Annotated in this window: 15 protein-coding genes; 13 read left to right on the top strand and 2 right to left on the bottom strand. The window is 43.2% G+C overall.

Annotated elements, in window-relative coordinates:
- The 5 genes from RMZ41_RS28520 to RMZ41_RS28500 form a co-directional block, all read left to right on the top strand.
- Nucleotides 1-276 (top strand): hypothetical protein (locus RMZ41_RS28520; protein WP_409876123.1); only part of this gene is annotated, 276 nt, incomplete at its 5' end.
- An 85-nt stretch (nt 277-361) separates the two neighbouring features.
- Nucleotides 362-1,399, top strand: a complete 1,038-nt coding sequence (csaB, locus tag RMZ41_RS28515; RefSeq protein WP_322641603.1) for a polysaccharide pyruvyl transferase CsaB — start codon at nt 362-364, stop codon at nt 1,397-1,399.
- A 30-nt stretch (nt 1,400-1,429) separates the two neighbouring features.
- Nucleotides 1,430-1,747: a hypothetical protein gene (locus tag RMZ41_RS28510; protein ID WP_322641602.1), complete on the top strand. Its 318-nt coding sequence runs from the start codon at nt 1,430-1,432 to the stop codon at nt 1,745-1,747.
- Nucleotides 1,744-2,127 (top strand): aspartyl protease, encoded by a 384-nt coding sequence (locus RMZ41_RS28505; RefSeq protein ID WP_322641601.1) that lies wholly within the window; start codon nt 1,744-1,746, stop codon nt 2,125-2,127. Before RMZ41_RS28510 ends, RMZ41_RS28505 begins: the two co-directional genes overlap by 4 nt.
- Nucleotides 2,128-2,208: 81 nt before the next feature.
- Nucleotides 2,209-2,664, top strand: coding sequence for a retroviral-like aspartic protease family protein (locus RMZ41_RS28500; protein ID WP_322641600.1), 456 nt, complete (start codon nt 2,209-2,211; stop codon nt 2,662-2,664).
- A 1-nt stretch (nt 2,665) separates the two neighbouring features.
- Here the strand turns inward: RMZ41_RS28500 and pgeF are convergent, their stop codons facing one another.
- Nucleotides 2,666-3,451 (bottom strand): peptidoglycan editing factor PgeF, encoded by a 786-nt coding sequence (gene pgeF, locus RMZ41_RS28495; protein ID WP_322641599.1) that lies wholly within the window; start codon nt 3,449-3,451, stop codon nt 2,666-2,668.
- A 77-nt stretch (nt 3,452-3,528) separates the two neighbouring features.
- Here pgeF and RMZ41_RS28490 point away from each other — a divergent pair, with 77 nt between their 5' ends.
- Nucleotides 3,529-4,350, top strand: a complete 822-nt coding sequence (locus RMZ41_RS28490; RefSeq protein WP_322641598.1) for a biotin--[acetyl-CoA-carboxylase] ligase — start codon at nt 3,529-3,531, stop codon at nt 4,348-4,350.
- A 90-nt stretch (nt 4,351-4,440) separates the two neighbouring features.
- The gene (locus tag RMZ41_RS28485; protein ID WP_322641597.1) at nt 4,441-5,997 is read left to right on the top strand and encodes a M23 family metallopeptidase; all 1,557 of its coding nucleotides are present in this window, start codon (nt 4,441-4,443) and stop codon (nt 5,995-5,997) included.
- A 179-nt stretch (nt 5,998-6,176) separates the two neighbouring features.
- Here the strand turns inward: RMZ41_RS28485 and RMZ41_RS28480 are convergent, their stop codons facing one another.
- Nucleotides 6,177-6,857, bottom strand: coding sequence for a riboflavin synthase (locus tag RMZ41_RS28480; RefSeq protein ID WP_322641596.1), 681 nt, complete (start codon nt 6,855-6,857; stop codon nt 6,177-6,179).
- 339 nt (nt 6,858-7,196) lie between these two features.
- Between RMZ41_RS28480 and RMZ41_RS28475 the strand changes: the two genes are divergently transcribed.
- From RMZ41_RS28475 to RMZ41_RS28450, 6 genes are all read left to right on the top strand, one after another.
- Entirely contained in the window at nt 7,197-7,694 is a 498-nt protein-coding gene (locus RMZ41_RS28475; RefSeq protein WP_109012110.1) for a bifunctional nuclease family protein, read from the top strand.
- Nucleotides 7,695-7,832: 138 nt separating this feature from the next.
- Nucleotides 7,833-8,963 (top strand): aldo/keto reductase, encoded by a 1,131-nt coding sequence (locus RMZ41_RS28470; protein ID WP_322641595.1) that lies wholly within the window; start codon nt 7,833-7,835, stop codon nt 8,961-8,963.
- Nucleotides 8,964-9,227: 264 nt separating this feature from the next.
- The gene (locus tag RMZ41_RS28465; protein ID WP_322641614.1) at nt 9,228-11,036 is read left to right on the top strand and encodes an ABC transporter ATP-binding protein; all 1,809 of its coding nucleotides are present in this window, start codon (nt 9,228-9,230) and stop codon (nt 11,034-11,036) included.
- Between the two features lie 171 nt (nt 11,037-11,207).
- The gene (locus RMZ41_RS28460; protein ID WP_322641594.1) at nt 11,208-11,825 is read left to right on the top strand and encodes a Uma2 family endonuclease; all 618 of its coding nucleotides are present in this window, start codon (nt 11,208-11,210) and stop codon (nt 11,823-11,825) included.
- 315 nt (nt 11,826-12,140) lie between these two features.
- Nucleotides 12,141-13,472: a deoxyguanosinetriphosphate triphosphohydrolase gene (locus RMZ41_RS28455; RefSeq protein WP_322641593.1), complete on the top strand. Its 1,332-nt coding sequence runs from the start codon at nt 12,141-12,143 to the stop codon at nt 13,470-13,472.
- Between the two features lie 289 nt (nt 13,473-13,761).
- The gene (locus RMZ41_RS28450; RefSeq protein ID WP_322641592.1) at nt 13,762-16,326 is read left to right on the top strand and encodes a U32 family peptidase; all 2,565 of its coding nucleotides are present in this window, start codon (nt 13,762-13,764) and stop codon (nt 16,324-16,326) included.
- The last annotated feature ends 7 nt before the right edge of the window (nt 16,327-16,333 follow it).

The raw sequence follows: 16,333 nt of genomic DNA, 5'->3' as shown, positions 1-16,333 counted from the left end.
CAACTTCCGAGTTCAGAAGCTCAACTTCCGAGTTCAAAGGCTCAACTTCCGAGTTCAAAGGCTCAACTTCCGAGTTCAAAGGCTCAACGTCCGAGTTCAGAAGCTCAACTTCCGAGTTCAGAAGCTCAACTTCCGAGTTCAGAAGCTCAACTTCCGAGTTCAAAGGCTCAACGTCCGAGTTCAAAAGCTCAACTTCCGAGTTCAAAGGCTCAACTTCCGAGTTCTGAGAGAGTTCTAACTATCTTCTGTACTATTCAAAATAGAATTTGGGAATGAGTTTACCATCTGTATCGGGGACAGAGATTCATTTAACAATAGCTATTAATCCAAAATCCAAAATCCAAAATCCAAAATGGTCAAAATGCGGGCATTATTGTCTGGGTATTACGGTAAAGGTAATGGTGGTGACGAAGCTTTGTTGGCAACGCTTCTGCAAATGTTACCATCTCATGTAACGCCTGTGGTACTTTCGGGGAATCCACAGGAAACGCGCGATCGCTATAATGTAGAAACTTGCGATCGCATGGCTCCCTTACCTGTACTGCAAGCTTTACGTTCAAGTGATGCCTTAATTTGGGGCGGTGGAAGTCTTATTCAAGATATTACCAGTACTATCAGCCCATTTTATTATGGCGGACTGATGGCATTGGCGCAGAAAATGGGTTTGAAAACTGTTGCTTGGGCGCAGGGGATTGGCCCGTTAGTGCGTCCGCAAACTCGTTGGTTAGCACGGCAAACTTTTGATAATTGTACCAAAGTTAGTGTCCGCGATCGCGCCAGTGCTGCTTTATTATCTGATTGGCAAATCCCTTGTATTTTAGCTCCCGATCCGGTTTGGGCGTTGGAATCTAAACCAGTACCGGGACTTTGGGATTTACCTGCGCCGAGAGTTGCAGTAACATTGCGATCGCATCCCCAACTTACAGAAACACGCCTAGCAAACTTAACTCGTGCTTTGGTTGACTTTCAAAAAGCTACGCAGGCATTTATTCTATTACTACCGTTTCAAAAAAGTGAAGATTTAAGTATTGCCGAAGCTATTCAACCACATCTTAAAGATGTTAGCAAGATTTTATGTTTGTCAGATCCGCAACTTTTGAAAGGTGTGTTTCGCGGCGTGGAAATGGCGATTGGGATGCGCCTACACAGCTTGATTATGGCATCTGCTGAAGGTTGTCGCTGCTTTGCTCTCAGTTATGACCCCAAGGTAAATCGTCTCATGGAAGATTTAGAAATGCCTGGGTGGGATTTAACGAGTTTACCAGATGACCCCAATTTGATTAGCTTGACTTGGATGGAACATTACGCCAATGGCGATCCTTTATCATCAGAGAAAATCCAATCTTTGGTGGATGGTGCTTTACTGCACTGTGAGTTATTGAGTGAAGCTTTGAGTTAAGTTTTTGTTTACAGATGAACAGGGAATGATATGACACAGATATCCCAGCCACGACGCACTCGCATTTTACCAGCATCAACCTTAGCATCTGAAGAAGTAAGCCATCGTCAGGAACAGCGTGATGCTCTTGCTGTGCGGTGTCGTGCTGTTTTCGAGCGCTTACGTCCAACTTTGATCGAAACGCATTATAACTGGCATATTGCTATCGACCCTGAAACAGAAGAGTATCTCATTGACCCAACACTATTGGGGATAATGCAAAAAATTCATGATGCTTATGGCAATACTAACGAAGTAAAACTTACTATATTCCGACTCAACGATACAGGAACCTGCGGCAGGTTATGATTTCAGGTTCGTTTGGGGATAATGGCGAACTATTATTTGAAATTCAGCTTGTTGCTGCTAATAATGACAAATTTTCTGTTGAAGCTTTACTCGATACTGGGTTTACAGATGGGTGGTTAGCTATCAATACTCAAGATTTGGAAGTATTGGAGTGGTCATTGATGACTGCACAGATTGAAATGCGGACAGCACGAGGGGAAGCACGATTCGATATCTATGAAGGCAAACTTATTATTGATGGAACTGAAGTTATAATTCCTGTCCATGTTGGAGATGACATTCCTGATACGATAATAGGTTCGTTGTGGCTGGACATTATGCAGTTGGTCGTTAATAAACCAAAAGGAATATTAACCCTTGAAATGGTGAAGAGTAATTAACTTACTTATACAAACTCTGTTAAGACTTAGGAAAAATATTTTCCATTCTCCAAGCTTCAAACTCTGGAAAAAATTCTACAGATGATGATAAATCTGAATCGTGCTAATTTTGCTACCAATCAACATCTGGGTGCAGTTCGAGTTAAAGTCAAGCTCACGAATGCCATTGATGAAGCGCTTGTCAGTCGAGGAATGCTCAATCCAAATATGCTGCGGGTGTATGAAACAGAAGCATTAGTAGACACTGGGGCAGTACGTACTGTACTACCCATGTCTATTGCCCTGCAACTTGGTTTGAGAATTCGAGGAAAGCAAATTGCTCAATACGCCAATGGTAGTGAAGAATCTATAGGCGTAACTGAACCTGTAATTATTGAATTGGCAGGACGCGAAACTACCGAAGCTACATTAGTTACAGGCAATATAGTTCTGATTGGACAGACGGTTCTAGAAACGCTGGATTTACTGGTGGATTGTAGAAATCAGCGACTTCTCCCAAATCCTGAACATCCTAACTATCCTGTAATGAGAATATAGACTAGTGAATCGTTTTACCGCTAACAATTCCTGACCACTGTACTTTTTTCTCTTTCTCCCGACGATAAGAAAAGAAATGCTCTGGAGTTTGGAAAGTACAATAAGGTGCGATCGCAATTTGTTCTGCACTAATCCCCATATTTTCCAGTTGTAAGGTATTCACTCGCCGCACATCCAGCCTTACCTTACCTGGATTAGGGTCTTCTAGCAAAGGTGAATTGGGTAACTCATGTAATGCAGTTATAATTTTTTGTTCGTCATCATCTGGTATGATACTAGCCCCGATTTCGGCAGCCACTTCGATAGAGACTTGGTAAACCTCACCAGCGATCGCCGGGCCCAATGCAATGCGTAAATCATCGAGTTTGCTGCCTTGAGATTGTAATCGAGCGATCGCTAGGGGCACAATCTTCTTAGCAGTCCCCCGCCAGCCTGCGTGTAATGCTGCCACCTGTCCAGTTTTCACATCCCCAATTAGCACGGGTGTACAATCTGCACTAGCGACCCAAACCGCTTGTCTTGGCTGTTCGCTGATTAAACCATCCGCCGATGCTAAATCTTCCTCAGCAGAGCTTAAGAAGCTTTCAACTTCTTGGGGGGTGAGAACAGTATTGCCATGAACCTGCTTTAAGCGATAGACTGATGCCTCTGGTTGCAATACTTCTGTAATAACTTGTGGCGATCGCGGCCAAAACTGCTGGGTAAAGAAGCCGTGATGCCAATGTTCCAGAATACTACAAGTTAGATAAGGCAGTCCTTCCGAATTGCGCCAGTGCCAAGTGTGCATCTTCAACCAAACCTAAAGAGAAATCACTCATCAGCCAATCAATGCTAACTTGAACAACGGAATTTGGGTTAACTGCTGTGGGATTTAATCTGCAAAACTTGGAATCAGCCTTGAAAGCAGGGCAAAAGTGTAATACATATTTACCATTTTCCCTTCATTTTTTTGAAAGCGTCTCCTCAACAAATCAAACCCTTTGGGACTTAGTTAACCAAGGGGCTATTTCAGGAACAGCAGTAATTGCAACTCAACAGACTGCTGGACGTGGACAATGGGGACGCGAGTGGATTTCTCCAATAGGGGGATTATATGTTTCCGTGGCGATTTCTTTTGACCACAAAATAGAGGCTACTGACAGCTACCAACTAACTTTTGCTACAGCTTGGGGAATTGCGTCTCAATTGCGTCAGCGCGGTATAGATGTTGGAATAAAATGGCCCAATGATTTAGTTCTCAATGGTCGCAAACTAGGCGGCATTTTGACAGAAACAAAAGTAAACAAAGGACAAATTACCCAAGCAGTTATTGGTGTTGGTATTAACTGGGCAAATCCAGTACCCGAAACTGGAATCAACCTGGAATCGTGGCAAGCTTTGCAAGATTTCAGACCAATTTCTTGTCTAGAAATGCTCACCTCTACCGTCTTGCTGGGAATAGAATCCGGTATGGAGTGCCTTTGCCAAGAAGGAGTAAGCATACTCTTGCCTCGCTATATTGACCTGCTTACAAATATGGGCGATCAGGTGTATGTCAATAATCTTTTAGGTACTGTAGTTGGAGTGACACCTCAAGGAAATTTACGAGTTTATTTACAAATACATCATCCAAAGGAACTAATTACACCGGAAATTTATATTCAACCCGGTACAATCAGTTTGGGGTACCATAAATCTTCCGTTTAAATTTGAGGTTTGTTCAAAATTTCGCTCTTTGGGCAAGACAAACCACTAGCATCATCTCTTTAGGCTAATTACACACAACTGAGAGAACAAATGACGCAGCGCAATAATTCTGCCCATCATCGTTTGCATTACTTATGGCAGCAAGGTCTAACAAAAAAACGTTTTGCCTCAACGCTACCAGCCCAGAGCCTCTGCTGGCTGAGTAGCGTTAGCCTCCTTAGCGGCGGCTTTGTGTTTGCCCAAACGGAAACACAAATAGATAATATCGTTCCCACTGTTGAAACTTCCAAGCCTTCAGCAGTTACAAATCCAGTAAAAACACAGGCTGTTACGCCGGAACCCGTTCAAGCGCAACCGGAATTTTCCCAAAGACGAGCCAGACTCAAACAAAGATTACGTCAGCCAGAGATTGCTCAATCCAAAGAACCAGTTAGACAGTCTACGCCCAAAATCGAAGTTGCTGAACCTGTTGTTATTATCAGACAAAAACCCCAGGTAGAAGCCTCCAAGGTTACACCTGTAAGGGTGAGACAAGAAAAACCTAATACTCCCGCCCGCTCTTTACCTGAAAAACTTCCAGAAGTTGCTCAACCATCAAATAACTCTAACAGCCCTGTTACTGCAACATCAGGCAAAACCAAGGATTATAATAACGCTTACATCGATCCTAATAGTTATGACAGTGGTGCTACAGCTACTTATCAAGCACCAAATTCCGTAATTCTCACAGAACGCTCAAGTGGTTGCCGAGCCATTTTACCATCAGGGCAAAGCGTATTAGGGGGTGTTTGCGCCAAAGTACCCCAAAGGAGTGTAGCTGATTCTAATGGTAAAGTAGCACCTAATTGGCTTAGAAGAAGTCAAAATGCTCAATTACCAGTAGTTCCACCCGTGCGGCAAGTTGCAACTACTGGCAACACCACCAGCAGATGGCGTACTGCTCAAAGTGGTTCTAGCAGTGTTACCAAAACCGCATTTCGCCCGAATCGGTTTATCCCAAGCCCTGCTGAGTTCAGCCCCACTACAGTGAGTGCAACTCCCATTGCCCCCAGTGGCGGGACTTTACCGCCACCAATGGCAGACGGCAACATTGCACCCCGTCCTAGCAACGTCGCTTACGACTTCTCGCTAGCATCAGTATTGCCGCAAATCCCCTACACTGGGGTAGTCGCCTATAGTGGTACGGGAATGATGTATCCATTGTCTATTCCTGCTCCCATTACTTCTTTGTTTGGTTGGCGAGTTCACCCAATCACAGGTAATCAACGCTTCCACGCTGGTACAGACTTAGGTGCGCCTACAGGTACGCCAGTTTTGGCAGCAGCAGCTGGTCAAGTAGAAACTGCTAATTGGTTGGGCGGTTATGGTTTAACCGTTATCCTGAATCACAAATCAGCTGAACAAACTCTCTACGGTCACATGTCAGAGATCCTGGTTCAACCTGGTCAGTGGGTACAACCTGGAACTGTCATCGGGCGAGTTGGCAGTACCGGGGCATCCACAGGGCCTCACCTGCACTTTGAAGTCCGCCACCTAACACCGAACGGGTGGGTTGCTACTGACCCAGGCGTGGAATTACAAAGCGCTCTGAGCCAGTTAGTAAGAGGCTTACAAACTGCTCAGGTAAGCCAACAACCAGGTAGCTGAGGCAAGGGAGCAGGGAGCAGGGGGCAATACTTGTCGGTTAAAGGGAAAAGGGGAAGGTGGGGCCCCCTCTGGGGATAAGGGGCGGGGGAAAAGGGAAAGAAAAAACCTTTAACCTTTACCCTTTAACCTTTTCCCCAAATCCAATTCCCAATTCCCAATTCCCAATGCCCAATTCCCAATTACAAATACCCGTGTTCTGCTAAGAATGCGGGTGTAATGCCATCTATACTATTGTAATCATGGGCTTTAGTCTGTAGGTTGCCAGAATAAAGGAGTTTTTCGACGTATTTGCCGAGAATATCCCCTTCTAGATTGACCAAACTGCCAGCAACCAAATAGCGAAGATTTGTGTCGGCATAAGTGAGGGGAATTACCGATACTTTGAATTGGGAGAGTTCTGGCTCATAAGCGGCTACTGTGAGACTGATGCCATTGACGGTTATGCTACCTTTGGGGACAATGTACCGTGCGATCGCATCAGATGCAATAAAGGTCATTTCCCAAGAACTAGCTGTTTGTTCTGCCACTAGCAATCTACCGATGCCATCTACATGGCCCATCACAAAATGACCGCCAACTTTACTGCCTACCCTTAGCGACGCTTCTAAATTGACATACCTCTGTTGCGTTTGCTCACCTCCTAACGTGGTGCGGCGGAGAGTTTCCGGCGAAGCCGTGGCAATAAACCCGTCTTTTAAAACTTGTTCTACTGTTAGGCAAACGCCATCTACAGCAACACTGTCACCATAAGCTAAATCTTGCATAATTACTTCACCAGACTGGCTTACACAAGTAATTTGCCAAGAATCGCCCCCCAAGGGTTCTATTGTTCCTAATGCCTGGATTAATCCTGTAAACACGGCTTTTTTGTCAAACTAACTCTATTTATTGCCTAATTTTGCCGGAAGTCAATTGGTAATTGTCACAGAAATTTAGGACATCCAAGTATATTTTCTGACTTTTTTCTTATAGGAATATTAACACATTAGCATCTTTCACGAGGCATACTTGGTTAAGAAGGTTATTGTCTAAGAAGACCAATTTGACTTACTCTGGTTTTCACCCCAAGTTCGGAGTTTAATAGAAGCAATTATAGAGAACGAATGCTTATGTTTATTACTGTCACCAAGCCGCCCAAAAAGGGGTACTATTTGTTACACAACACCCAAGGCTCTCAAAGCATTGTAGAGGCTTAGGCAATGATTGAAATGAAAGTCGCTGGCATAGCATTAGATGCCATAACCCGCAGCCCAATCGTTCTTTTGAAAGATTCTTCAGATCGGCGGGCTTTGCCAATTTACATCGGTCAGGAGCAGGCTAGGGCAATTATGGGTGCGCTGGAGAATCAGAAGCCTCCCAGACCCTTAACCCACGACCTGATTGTGAATCTTCTAGAGACTTGGAATATGACTCTGGAAAAGGTGATCATTCATTCCTTGCAAAAGGATACATTTTATGCAGCTTTAATTGTTCAGCAAGGCGAAGTCAAAAAAGAAATTGACGCGCGTCCTAGCGATGCGATCGCCATTGCCCTCCGTACAAATACCCCCATTTGGGTAATGGAAGAAGTAATTGCTGATGCTTCTATTCCTGTTGACCGCGATGCAGATGAAGCCGAACAGCAAGCCTTCCGTGAATTTGTTTCCAATCTCCGCCCTGAAGATTTGATCAAGCGCTTTGGTAATGACGACAGCTAAAAAAGTTGTGAGTTATGAGTTATGAGTTAGAAATTATGAATGATTTAGCCTCAACTTTTAACTCCTAAGCTAAAAAATTAGGAGTTATGAATTACTTCCTTCAACTCCTAACTCTTAACTCCTAACTCTTTATTAAAGATGCAATACCGACGCTTTGGGAAAACGAATTTGCAACTCTCGGTTTTTTCTCTGGGAACAATGCGCTACTTGGCTGATTTTGAAAATGCTCATAAAACCATTGAACAAGCCTTAGCGTTAGGAATTAATCATCTAGAAACTGCCAGAGGTTACGGCAAAAGCGAGGAGTATCTTGGTAGGGCGTTAAAAGCTGGGTTGTCAGTACCCCGAACGAAGCTTTATATCACTACCAAAATCTCAGCCACAACAGATGCTGACACCATGCGTCGGTGCATCTACGAATCTCTAGAACGATTACAGCTAGATTATTTAGATTGCTTAGGCGTTCATGGCTTGAACACCTGGCAACATTTAGAGTGGGTGCAAGCCAAAAATGGCTGTATGCAAGCCGTAGAGGAAGCTGTTGCGGATGGTCGAGTGCGACACGTTGGTTTTTCTAGCCACGGGTCACTAGAGCTAATTCAGGCAGTTATCAATACAAATTTATTTGAGTTTGTCAATCTACATTATTACTATTTTTTTCAACGGCACGCACCAGCGATTCAGCTAGCTGCCCAAAAGGATATGGGTATTTTCATTATTTCCCCTGCCGACAAGGGAGGACAGTTGTATACCCCATCTCAAACCCTAAAAGAACTATGCTATCCGTATTCACCCTTAGAACTAAGTTATAGATTTTTACTTAATGAGAACCGTATTACTACTTTGAGTGTAGGGCCAGCTAACCCAGATGAATTAAAGGAACCTTTACGAATTGCTGATGATGATGGAAAGTTAACATCAGCAGAAAATTCTGCTTTCCAAAGGTTAGAAAATCAACAAAAAGTTGCTTTAAAAACTGATAAATGTAGCCAGTGTTATGCCTGTTTGCCCTGTCCAGAAAATATCAATATTCCAGAGGTATTGCGGTTACGTAATCTTGCAATAGCATACGATATGAAAGATTATGGACAGTATCGTTACGGTATGTTTGAAAATGCTGGTCACTGGTTCCCTGGCATGAAAGGCAACCGATGTACAGAATGTGGTGACTGTTTGCCCAGATGTCCAGAAAAGTTAGATATTCCAGCTTTGTTGGCAGATACTCATGAAAGATTAAATGGAAAAATTGGTAGGAGATTGTGGGGTTGAGAAAGAGGCAAGGGAGCAGGGGGCAGGGGGCAGGGAGCTAGGGGAGGCAAGAAAAGTGATTTGTATCAATTGAATTATTGTGTGAAATGGTATGACTACCTCGAAACATAAAAATCCCAAAAAGTTTTTAGGCTTTAACTTCGGGGTTTTCAACGAACATTCTTAGAAAAATGTAAAATTAATAAAGATTTAATAGAGTCAGGAAGATCCGCCCAAGCTGGGGTATCTCGCGCAAATAAAGATGAAGATTAAAAAAAAAGAAATATCCTACGGCAATCGCTGACGGTTTTCCGCTACAGTGGACGGGCTGTAAGCTTAGTATGGACTACTAGCCGATCGCTGACTATTCTTCTAGCGAGTTTAACAATAGTTACTGGTCTTTTACCGGCGGCGATATCTTACATCAGTAAGTTAATTGTTGATGCAGTGGTAGTTGCATCTCAAGTTAATTCACAAAATAATGGTTTTGTCAATATTTATCCTTCCCTATTTTATGTAGGATTAGAAGCGATCGCTGTAATTTTACTAGCAGGCGGTCAACGGGGAATCCTTATTTGTCAATCGTTATTACGGGCGCTACTGGGTCAGCGAGTGAATGTACTCATCTTAGAAAAGGCGCTGACACTTGATCTCAGGCAGTTTGAAGATTCGGAATTTTATGACAAATTGACCAATGCGCGACGAGAAGCATCAGTTCGTCCCCTTTCCTTAGTAAACCGCACTTTTGGGTTAGTGCAAAATGCCCTTTCTCTGTTCACCTACGGTATTTTGCTAGTAAATTTCTCAGTTTGGGCGGTGCTAATGCTGGTTTTGGCTGCCATACCTGTATTTATTGCCGAAACCAAGTTTGCTGGGGAAGGCTTTCGCTTGTTTAGTTGGCGTGCAGCAGAAACTCGTCAACAGCATTACTTAGAAAATTTGCTAGCAAGAGAAGATTTTGTCACAGAAGTCAAACTCTACCAGTTGGGAGAGATGTTGCTGGGACGTTATCGCAACCTATTTGAGCAACTCTATGGCGAAGACCGTGATTTGACTCTCCGGCGAGGAGTGTGGGGATATCTCCTGGGTTTAGTTAGTACTGGTGCTTTTTACCTAGCTTATGCTTGGATTGTGCTGGAAACAGTGCGAGGTAAAATTTCCTTGGGAGATATGACAATGTATCTCACCGTGTTTCGCCAAGGACAATCTACTTTTTCCAATGCCCTTACTTCTATTGGAGGGATGTATGAAGATAACCTATATTTATCAAATCTCTACGATTTCCTGGAAGAGAAAGTACCAAAGTCTTGGGGAAACGCAACCATTGGTTTAAATCCTCAAGATGGTATTCGTTTTGAGAACGTATCATTTACTTACCCAGGAAGTTCTAAGCCAGCGTTGACAAACATTTCGCTGCATTTGAAACCCAGAGAGAAGCTGGCAATTGTCGGTGAAAACGGTTCTGGTAAGACAACCTTAATTAAACTACTTACCCGACTCTACACCCCCGACTCTGGGCGAATTTTCTTAGATGGCTTGGACTTGCAGGAATGGGATGTAGATGTGCTGCGTCGTCGCATTGGTGTGATTTTTCAGAACTTTGTCCGCTACCAGTTTACTGTCGGGGAGAATATTGGTGTGGGCGATGTAGAACATCTTGAAAATAAAACCCGTTGGGAAACTGCTGCTGAAAAAGGTATGGCGCAATCTTTTATTGACCAATTACCCCAAAACTTCCAGACTCAACTTGGTCGTTGGTTTAAGGGAGGACAGGAACTTTCTGGGGGACAGTGGCAGAAAATTGCCTTGTCTCGTGCTTTTATGCGATCGCAAGCAGATATCTTGGTATTAGATGAACCAACATCAGCAATAGATGCCCAAGCTGAGTTTGAGATTTTCAATCATTTTCGCGCTATTACTCAAAATCAAATGGTACTTTTGATTTCCCATCGCTTCTCAACAGTACGCATGGCTGACAAAATTCTAGTAATAGAAAACGGCGAAGTTATAGAACAGGGAACTCACGAAGAATTATTGCAGCTAGGAGGACGTTATGCCAAATTATTTATGTTACAAGCAGCCGGTTATCAATAGGAAAAGAAGCTAGCAATCTTTGTGAATTGAGATAGCGATGCCTACGGCGGGCTGCGCCTACGCGCAATTTTTACAAAGTACATAACATCTCTATCTAACCACGTTAAACTATTGATTAAATATGGGTCACTAGACACTCCGTATCGTTAAACATTGCTACCTGATAAAATTATGCAAATAACAAAACAGCGATACTATACCCCAGAGGAATATTTAGAGCTAGAAGAAGCTGCTGACTACAAAAGTGAATACATTGATGGGCAAATAATTCCTATGGCGGGTGGAACAGTAAATCATAATCAAATAGCACTCAACTTAAGTACTGAGTTAAATTTTGCTTTTAAAAAGCAGAACTACCGGGTTTTCATGGGTGATGTTCGTCTGTGGATACCCCAAAAGCTTACCTATACCTATCCAGATGTGATGATTCTGGCAGGTGAACCAGAGTTCTTTAACAACCGGAAGGATGTAATTCTGAATCCACAGATTATTGTTGAGGTTTTATCAAAATCGACCAAAGGCTATGATCGTGAGGATAAATTTCAGGCTTACCGAACTATTTCTACTTTTCAAGAATATCTATTAATTGACCAAACAAAGATTCATGTAGATCAATTTTCTAAAACTGGAAAAAAGCAATGGACGCTTCGTGAATATGATGAAGAAGATGAAGCGATCGCACTTGTAACCGTACCCTTTGAGATTTCCCTACAAGATTTATACAACAAAGTTAAGTTTGAGCCTGTTGAGTCGGAAGGGGAAAGTGCTGATGTTGAGGGATTGGGATAAGGTGCGTAGGCGCAGCCCATCGAAGATATCGCTTAATTTATCTCAATTGACAAAGGTGATCGCTTGATTGAATTGAGCAATACATAGCTTGTGTAAAGTGGGTATGTTCTTGGAGCATCTATTTGCTGTAAGCTCTTTACTCCTGACTTGCCCTCTACAGTTGAAGTTGAGTAATAGAAAGTGCGGTTATTACTTAAATTGCTTTTATGCCAGAGGATAAATTTTTGCTATCTGATAAGTAGAGTTACAATGTGGCATTGCCCATTGCTTATAGCTAGGGGGCATTGTCTAACCTACTTTCAGAGAATCACAGCAATGATGGATTGGAAGAAACTTCTGACACCAAAAAGACTTGGCAAGACTGAACCAGAAAATCCCCAGTTTGATCGCACTCCTTTTTTGAGAGACTATGATCGCCTCGTATTTTCCTCACCTTTTCGTCGCCTCAAAGATAAAACTCAGGTTTTTTCGTTGTCTACAAATGATTACATTCGTACTCGTCTAATTCACAGCCTGGAAGTTTCCTGCGTCGGTCGATCCCTTGGTAGGATTGTGGGTGAGAAAATTGTAGACACACACAAGCTTAATGACTATGGGTTCAGTGCTTCAGACTTTGGTGATATTGTCTCTGCTGCTTGTCTAGCTCATGATATCGGTAATCCTCCGTTCGGCCATTCTGGAGAAGATGCTATCCGTACAGGGTTTGAATCCTGGTACAACACTGTTAACCATGTAGGAGAAGAACTTCTCAGCAAATCTCAAAAAGCTGACTTTGACTCATTTGAGGGCAATGCACAGGGTTTTCGTATTCTAACTAAGCTTGAAATGCGTCCTCAAAAAGGGGGAATGCAACTTACCTGCCCAACTTTAGCTGCTTTCACAAAGTACCCTAGAGAATCATTCCTATCAGAATCTACCTTAAATGGTTACTCAGGTAGAAGTGTTAAAAAATATGGTTTCTTTCAGGCAGAAAAAGATTTATTTGCTGAAGTAGCAGAAACAGTTGGACTAATTCGCTGTCATAGCAATGCAGCATGGTGGTCTCGACACCCGCTTGCTTTTCTTGTTGAAGCAGCAGATGACATTTGCTACTCAATCGTTGATGTAGAAGACGCTCATCGCATGGGTTACATCTCATTTGAAAAAACTACATATTTGCTTAATAAAATTGCAGAAATTGATATTAATAAATATGATGAAAGCGATGTAGAAAAAGTTAAGCGCTTGCGTGCTAAAGCTATCCATAATCTCATAGGGCAGGCTACTGATATTTTCTTTGCAAATGAGCAAGAAATACTTTCTGGAGAGTTTGATGAAGATTTGTTATCCCGAAGCCGTTATGGAAATGATTTAGAAGAAATTGGCAAGATGACTCGAACATCTGTTTTCGAGCATCGTAATGTCGTTAATATCCAAATAGCTGGTTATGAAGTTTTAGGAAAACTATTTTCTGACTTTGTAAATGCTATGCTGCATGACAGCAAAAAAGCAAAGTTAATCTATCATATGCTTCCCAAAGAATATCACCCGAATTCGGACGAAGATACCTATAATAAAATTCTTAGAATTACAGACTATATCTCTGGCATGACCGATTCTTACGCTACCAGTTTATTCCAACAATTTAGCGGTATTTCCTTGGGATAAGGTGATAGCATTTGTCCCTGTCATAGACCTCTTGCAAAAGTAAAAAAATCAGGAATGTCATTCTGAGCAGAACGCAGTGGAGAGACGAATCTCACCAGATGTTTCGCTCCGTTCAACATGACAATTGAACCAGAGGTTTAATGTATATACAATATTTATTTTAAGCATCACATCCGTTTTTGCCCTCTCTGAAAAGGAATTAAATTGCTAAGGAGGAGATAGCGATCGCACCATCCCCCAATAACTTCGATAAAATCACTATGGTGCTAGTTAACCTTCCCTAAATCTGATGAAAAGCGATCGCCCTTTCTCCCAACCCTCCCTTCAACGCCCTGAACTACTTGCGCCAGCAGGTAATTGGGAGTGTGCTAAAGCTGCTGTGGAAAATGGGGCAGATGCGATTTACTTCGGTTTGGATCGCTTCAACGCCAGAATGCGGGCAGAAAATTTTACGGAGGCCGACTTACCCCAATTGATGACATTTCTACATCGTCGCGGCGTAAAAGGTTATGTTACTGTCAACACACTAATATTTCCCAAAGAACTAGCAGAAGCACAGCAATATCTCCGCACAATTATTGCCGCAGGTGTGGATGCAGTGATTGTTCAAGATGTAGGAATTTGTCGTCTCATTCGTCACCTCTCGCCCGATTTCCCCATCCATGCTTCCACCCAAATGACGATCACCAGTGCGGCGGGTGTGGAATTTGCCAAGTCCCTCGGCTGTCAATTGGTAGTGCTGGCGCGTGAATGTTCTCTTCAGGAAATCAATAAAATTCAGCAGCAGATTGCCCAACAAGAAACTTCACTGCCCTTGGAAGTCTTTGTTCACGGCGCTTTGTGTGTGGCGTATTCCGGTCAGTGTTTGACTAGCGAGGCTTTAGGCGGACGTTCTGCTAACCGAGGTGAATGTGCCCAAGCTTGCCGGATGCCTTACGATTTAATCGCTGATGGGGAAGTTGTAAATTTGAAAGATCGCAAATATTTACTCAGTCCTCAAGACTTAGCAGGGTTAGATGTTTTGCCCGATTTGGTGAAATCAGGAGTAACTTCTCTTAAAATTGAAGGTCGTTTGAAAGCCCCAGAGTATGTTGCCAATGTCACCCGTGTTTATCGGCAAGCTTTGGATAGTGTAATGACGGAATTGGAAAGACCTTTCTTCTCTACCGAGGAAGGGGGAAAAAAAGCTCCCGTTTCGGAGAAGGTGAGAGGTCAAACAGACCAAGAACACTACAACCTAGAGATGGCATTTTCTCGCGGACTCTACACGGGTTGGTTTGGCGGGATTAATAATCAAGAATTAGTTCACGCCCGCTTTGGTAAAAAACGTGGGGTTTATTTGGGTGAAGTCAGCCGCATTCACAACGAACAGGTAACAGTCAAACTAGAAGCGCCTGTAAAACCGGGAGATGGAATTGTGTTTGACTGCGGTCATCCAGAGGCGAAGGAAGAAGGCGGCCGGGTTTATGCTGTGGTGTCCAAAGGTAAAGAAACCATGTTGACCTTTGGGCGAAATGACTTGAACCTGCGCCGAGTGCATATAGGCGATCGCATTTGGAAAACCAGCGATCCAGAACTCGATAAGCAACTGCGTCAAAGTTTTGCAGGTGAAAATCCCCAATTTCAGCGTCCCATTGATGTGGAGGTTTATGGAGAAGTTGGTCAGACGTTGATTGCGATCGCCCGCGATCGACTCGGTAATATTGTCCAAGTAGAGTCTGCAATTTCCCTGGTGGAGGCACACACAAAACCCCTAAATACAGACCGTTTACAAGAACAATTCGGTCGTCTCGGTAACACACCTTTCTGTTTGGGAACGCTAACCAACCACCTCAGTGGTACTTTTATGCTACCCGTCAGTGAATTAAACCGGATGCGGCGGGAAATCGTAGCACAGTTGGAAGAATTGCGAAGTCAACCCAAACGTTGGCAATTACGTTCTAAAGTCTCTTTCCAAGACCTACTACCCTCCTCATCTCCCTTATCTCCTTTATCTCCTTCACTCATAGTCTTGGTACGAAACCTCAAGCAACTCCAAGCTGCCCTGAAAGCTGGTATTGAAACCCTGTACTGTGAATTTGAAGACCCCCGCGCCTACCGAGAAGCCGTGCAGCTAGTACATAAACAAAGGCAACAATCCTCACTCCCTACAATTTGGGTTGCACCTCTCAGAATTACCAAACCTGGGGAAAATTGGATTTTGCAGCAAGTCCGTGCTTCAGAAGCAGATGGCTATCTAATACGCAACTATGACCAATTGCAATTCTTTGCTCAAGACCGTTGTATTGGAGATTTTTCGCTCAACGTTGCTAATCCCTTAACAGCAGACTACTTTCAGCAACACTTTGGTTTAGAAAGGTTGACGGCATCCTACGACCTGAACATTACCCAACTACAAGACCTACTCACCAGTTGCCCACCCCAGTGGTTTGAGGTGACAATCCATCAACATATACCGATGTTTCACATGGAACATTGTGTATTTTGTGCCTTTCTATCGACAGGTACAGACTACACTAACTGTGGACGACCTTGTGAAAAGCAGGAAGTGAAATTGCGCGATCGCGTTGGTAGCGAACATGTCCTCAAAGCAGATGTAGGTTGTCGCAATACTGTATTTAACGGCACTGCTCAAACCGGAGCCGAGTATGTACAGCGTCTCATAGAACTAGGATTACATCACTTTCGCATTGAGTTTGTGAATGAAACCCCAGATCAAGTGACTAAAATAATACATCGCTATCGTCAATTATTGCAGGGTGAAATTACAGGTTCCCAACTCTGGCGTGAGTTGAAACTGCAAAATCAATTGGGCGTAACTCGTGGCCCAATGGGAGTGTCTGCATTGCGATAATAATTAT

The sequence above is a fragment of the Nostoc sp. DedVER02 genome, from assembly GCF_034530675.2.
GTDB lineage: Bacteria > Cyanobacteriota > Cyanobacteriia > Cyanobacteriales > Nostocaceae > Nostoc.
This window is presented reverse-complemented; position numbering and strand designations above follow the sequence as displayed.

Excerpts from the sequence above, each read along its gene's own strand:
- RMZ41_RS28450 (WP_322641592.1), top strand. The coding sequence starts at position 13,762 with ATGAAAAGCGATCGCCCTTTCTCCCAACCCTCCCTTCAACGCCCTGAA.
- RMZ41_RS28500 (WP_322641600.1), top strand. The coding sequence starts at position 2,209 with ATGATGATAAATCTGAATCGTGCTAATTTTGCTACCAATCAACATCTG.
- RMZ41_RS28455 (WP_322641593.1), top strand. The coding sequence starts at position 12,141 with ATGATGGATTGGAAGAAACTTCTGACACCAAAAAGACTTGGCAAGACT.
- csaB (WP_322641603.1), top strand. The coding sequence starts at position 362 with ATGCGGGCATTATTGTCTGGGTATTACGGTAAAGGTAATGGTGGTGAC.
- pgeF (WP_322641599.1), bottom strand. The coding sequence starts at position 3,451 with ATGCACACTTGGCACTGGCGCAATTCGGAAGGACTGCCTTATCTAACT.
- RMZ41_RS28505 (WP_322641601.1), top strand. The coding sequence starts at position 1,744 with ATGATTTCAGGTTCGTTTGGGGATAATGGCGAACTATTATTTGAAATT.
- RMZ41_RS28485 (WP_322641597.1), top strand. The coding sequence starts at position 4,441 with ATGACGCAGCGCAATAATTCTGCCCATCATCGTTTGCATTACTTATGG.
- RMZ41_RS28475 (WP_109012110.1), top strand. The coding sequence starts at position 7,197 with ATGATTGAAATGAAAGTCGCTGGCATAGCATTAGATGCCATAACCCGC.
- RMZ41_RS28470 (WP_322641595.1), top strand. The coding sequence starts at position 7,833 with ATGCAATACCGACGCTTTGGGAAAACGAATTTGCAACTCTCGGTTTTT.
- RMZ41_RS28460 (WP_322641594.1), top strand. The coding sequence starts at position 11,208 with ATGCAAATAACAAAACAGCGATACTATACCCCAGAGGAATATTTAGAG.
- RMZ41_RS28510 (WP_322641602.1), top strand. The coding sequence starts at position 1,430 with ATGACACAGATATCCCAGCCACGACGCACTCGCATTTTACCAGCATCA.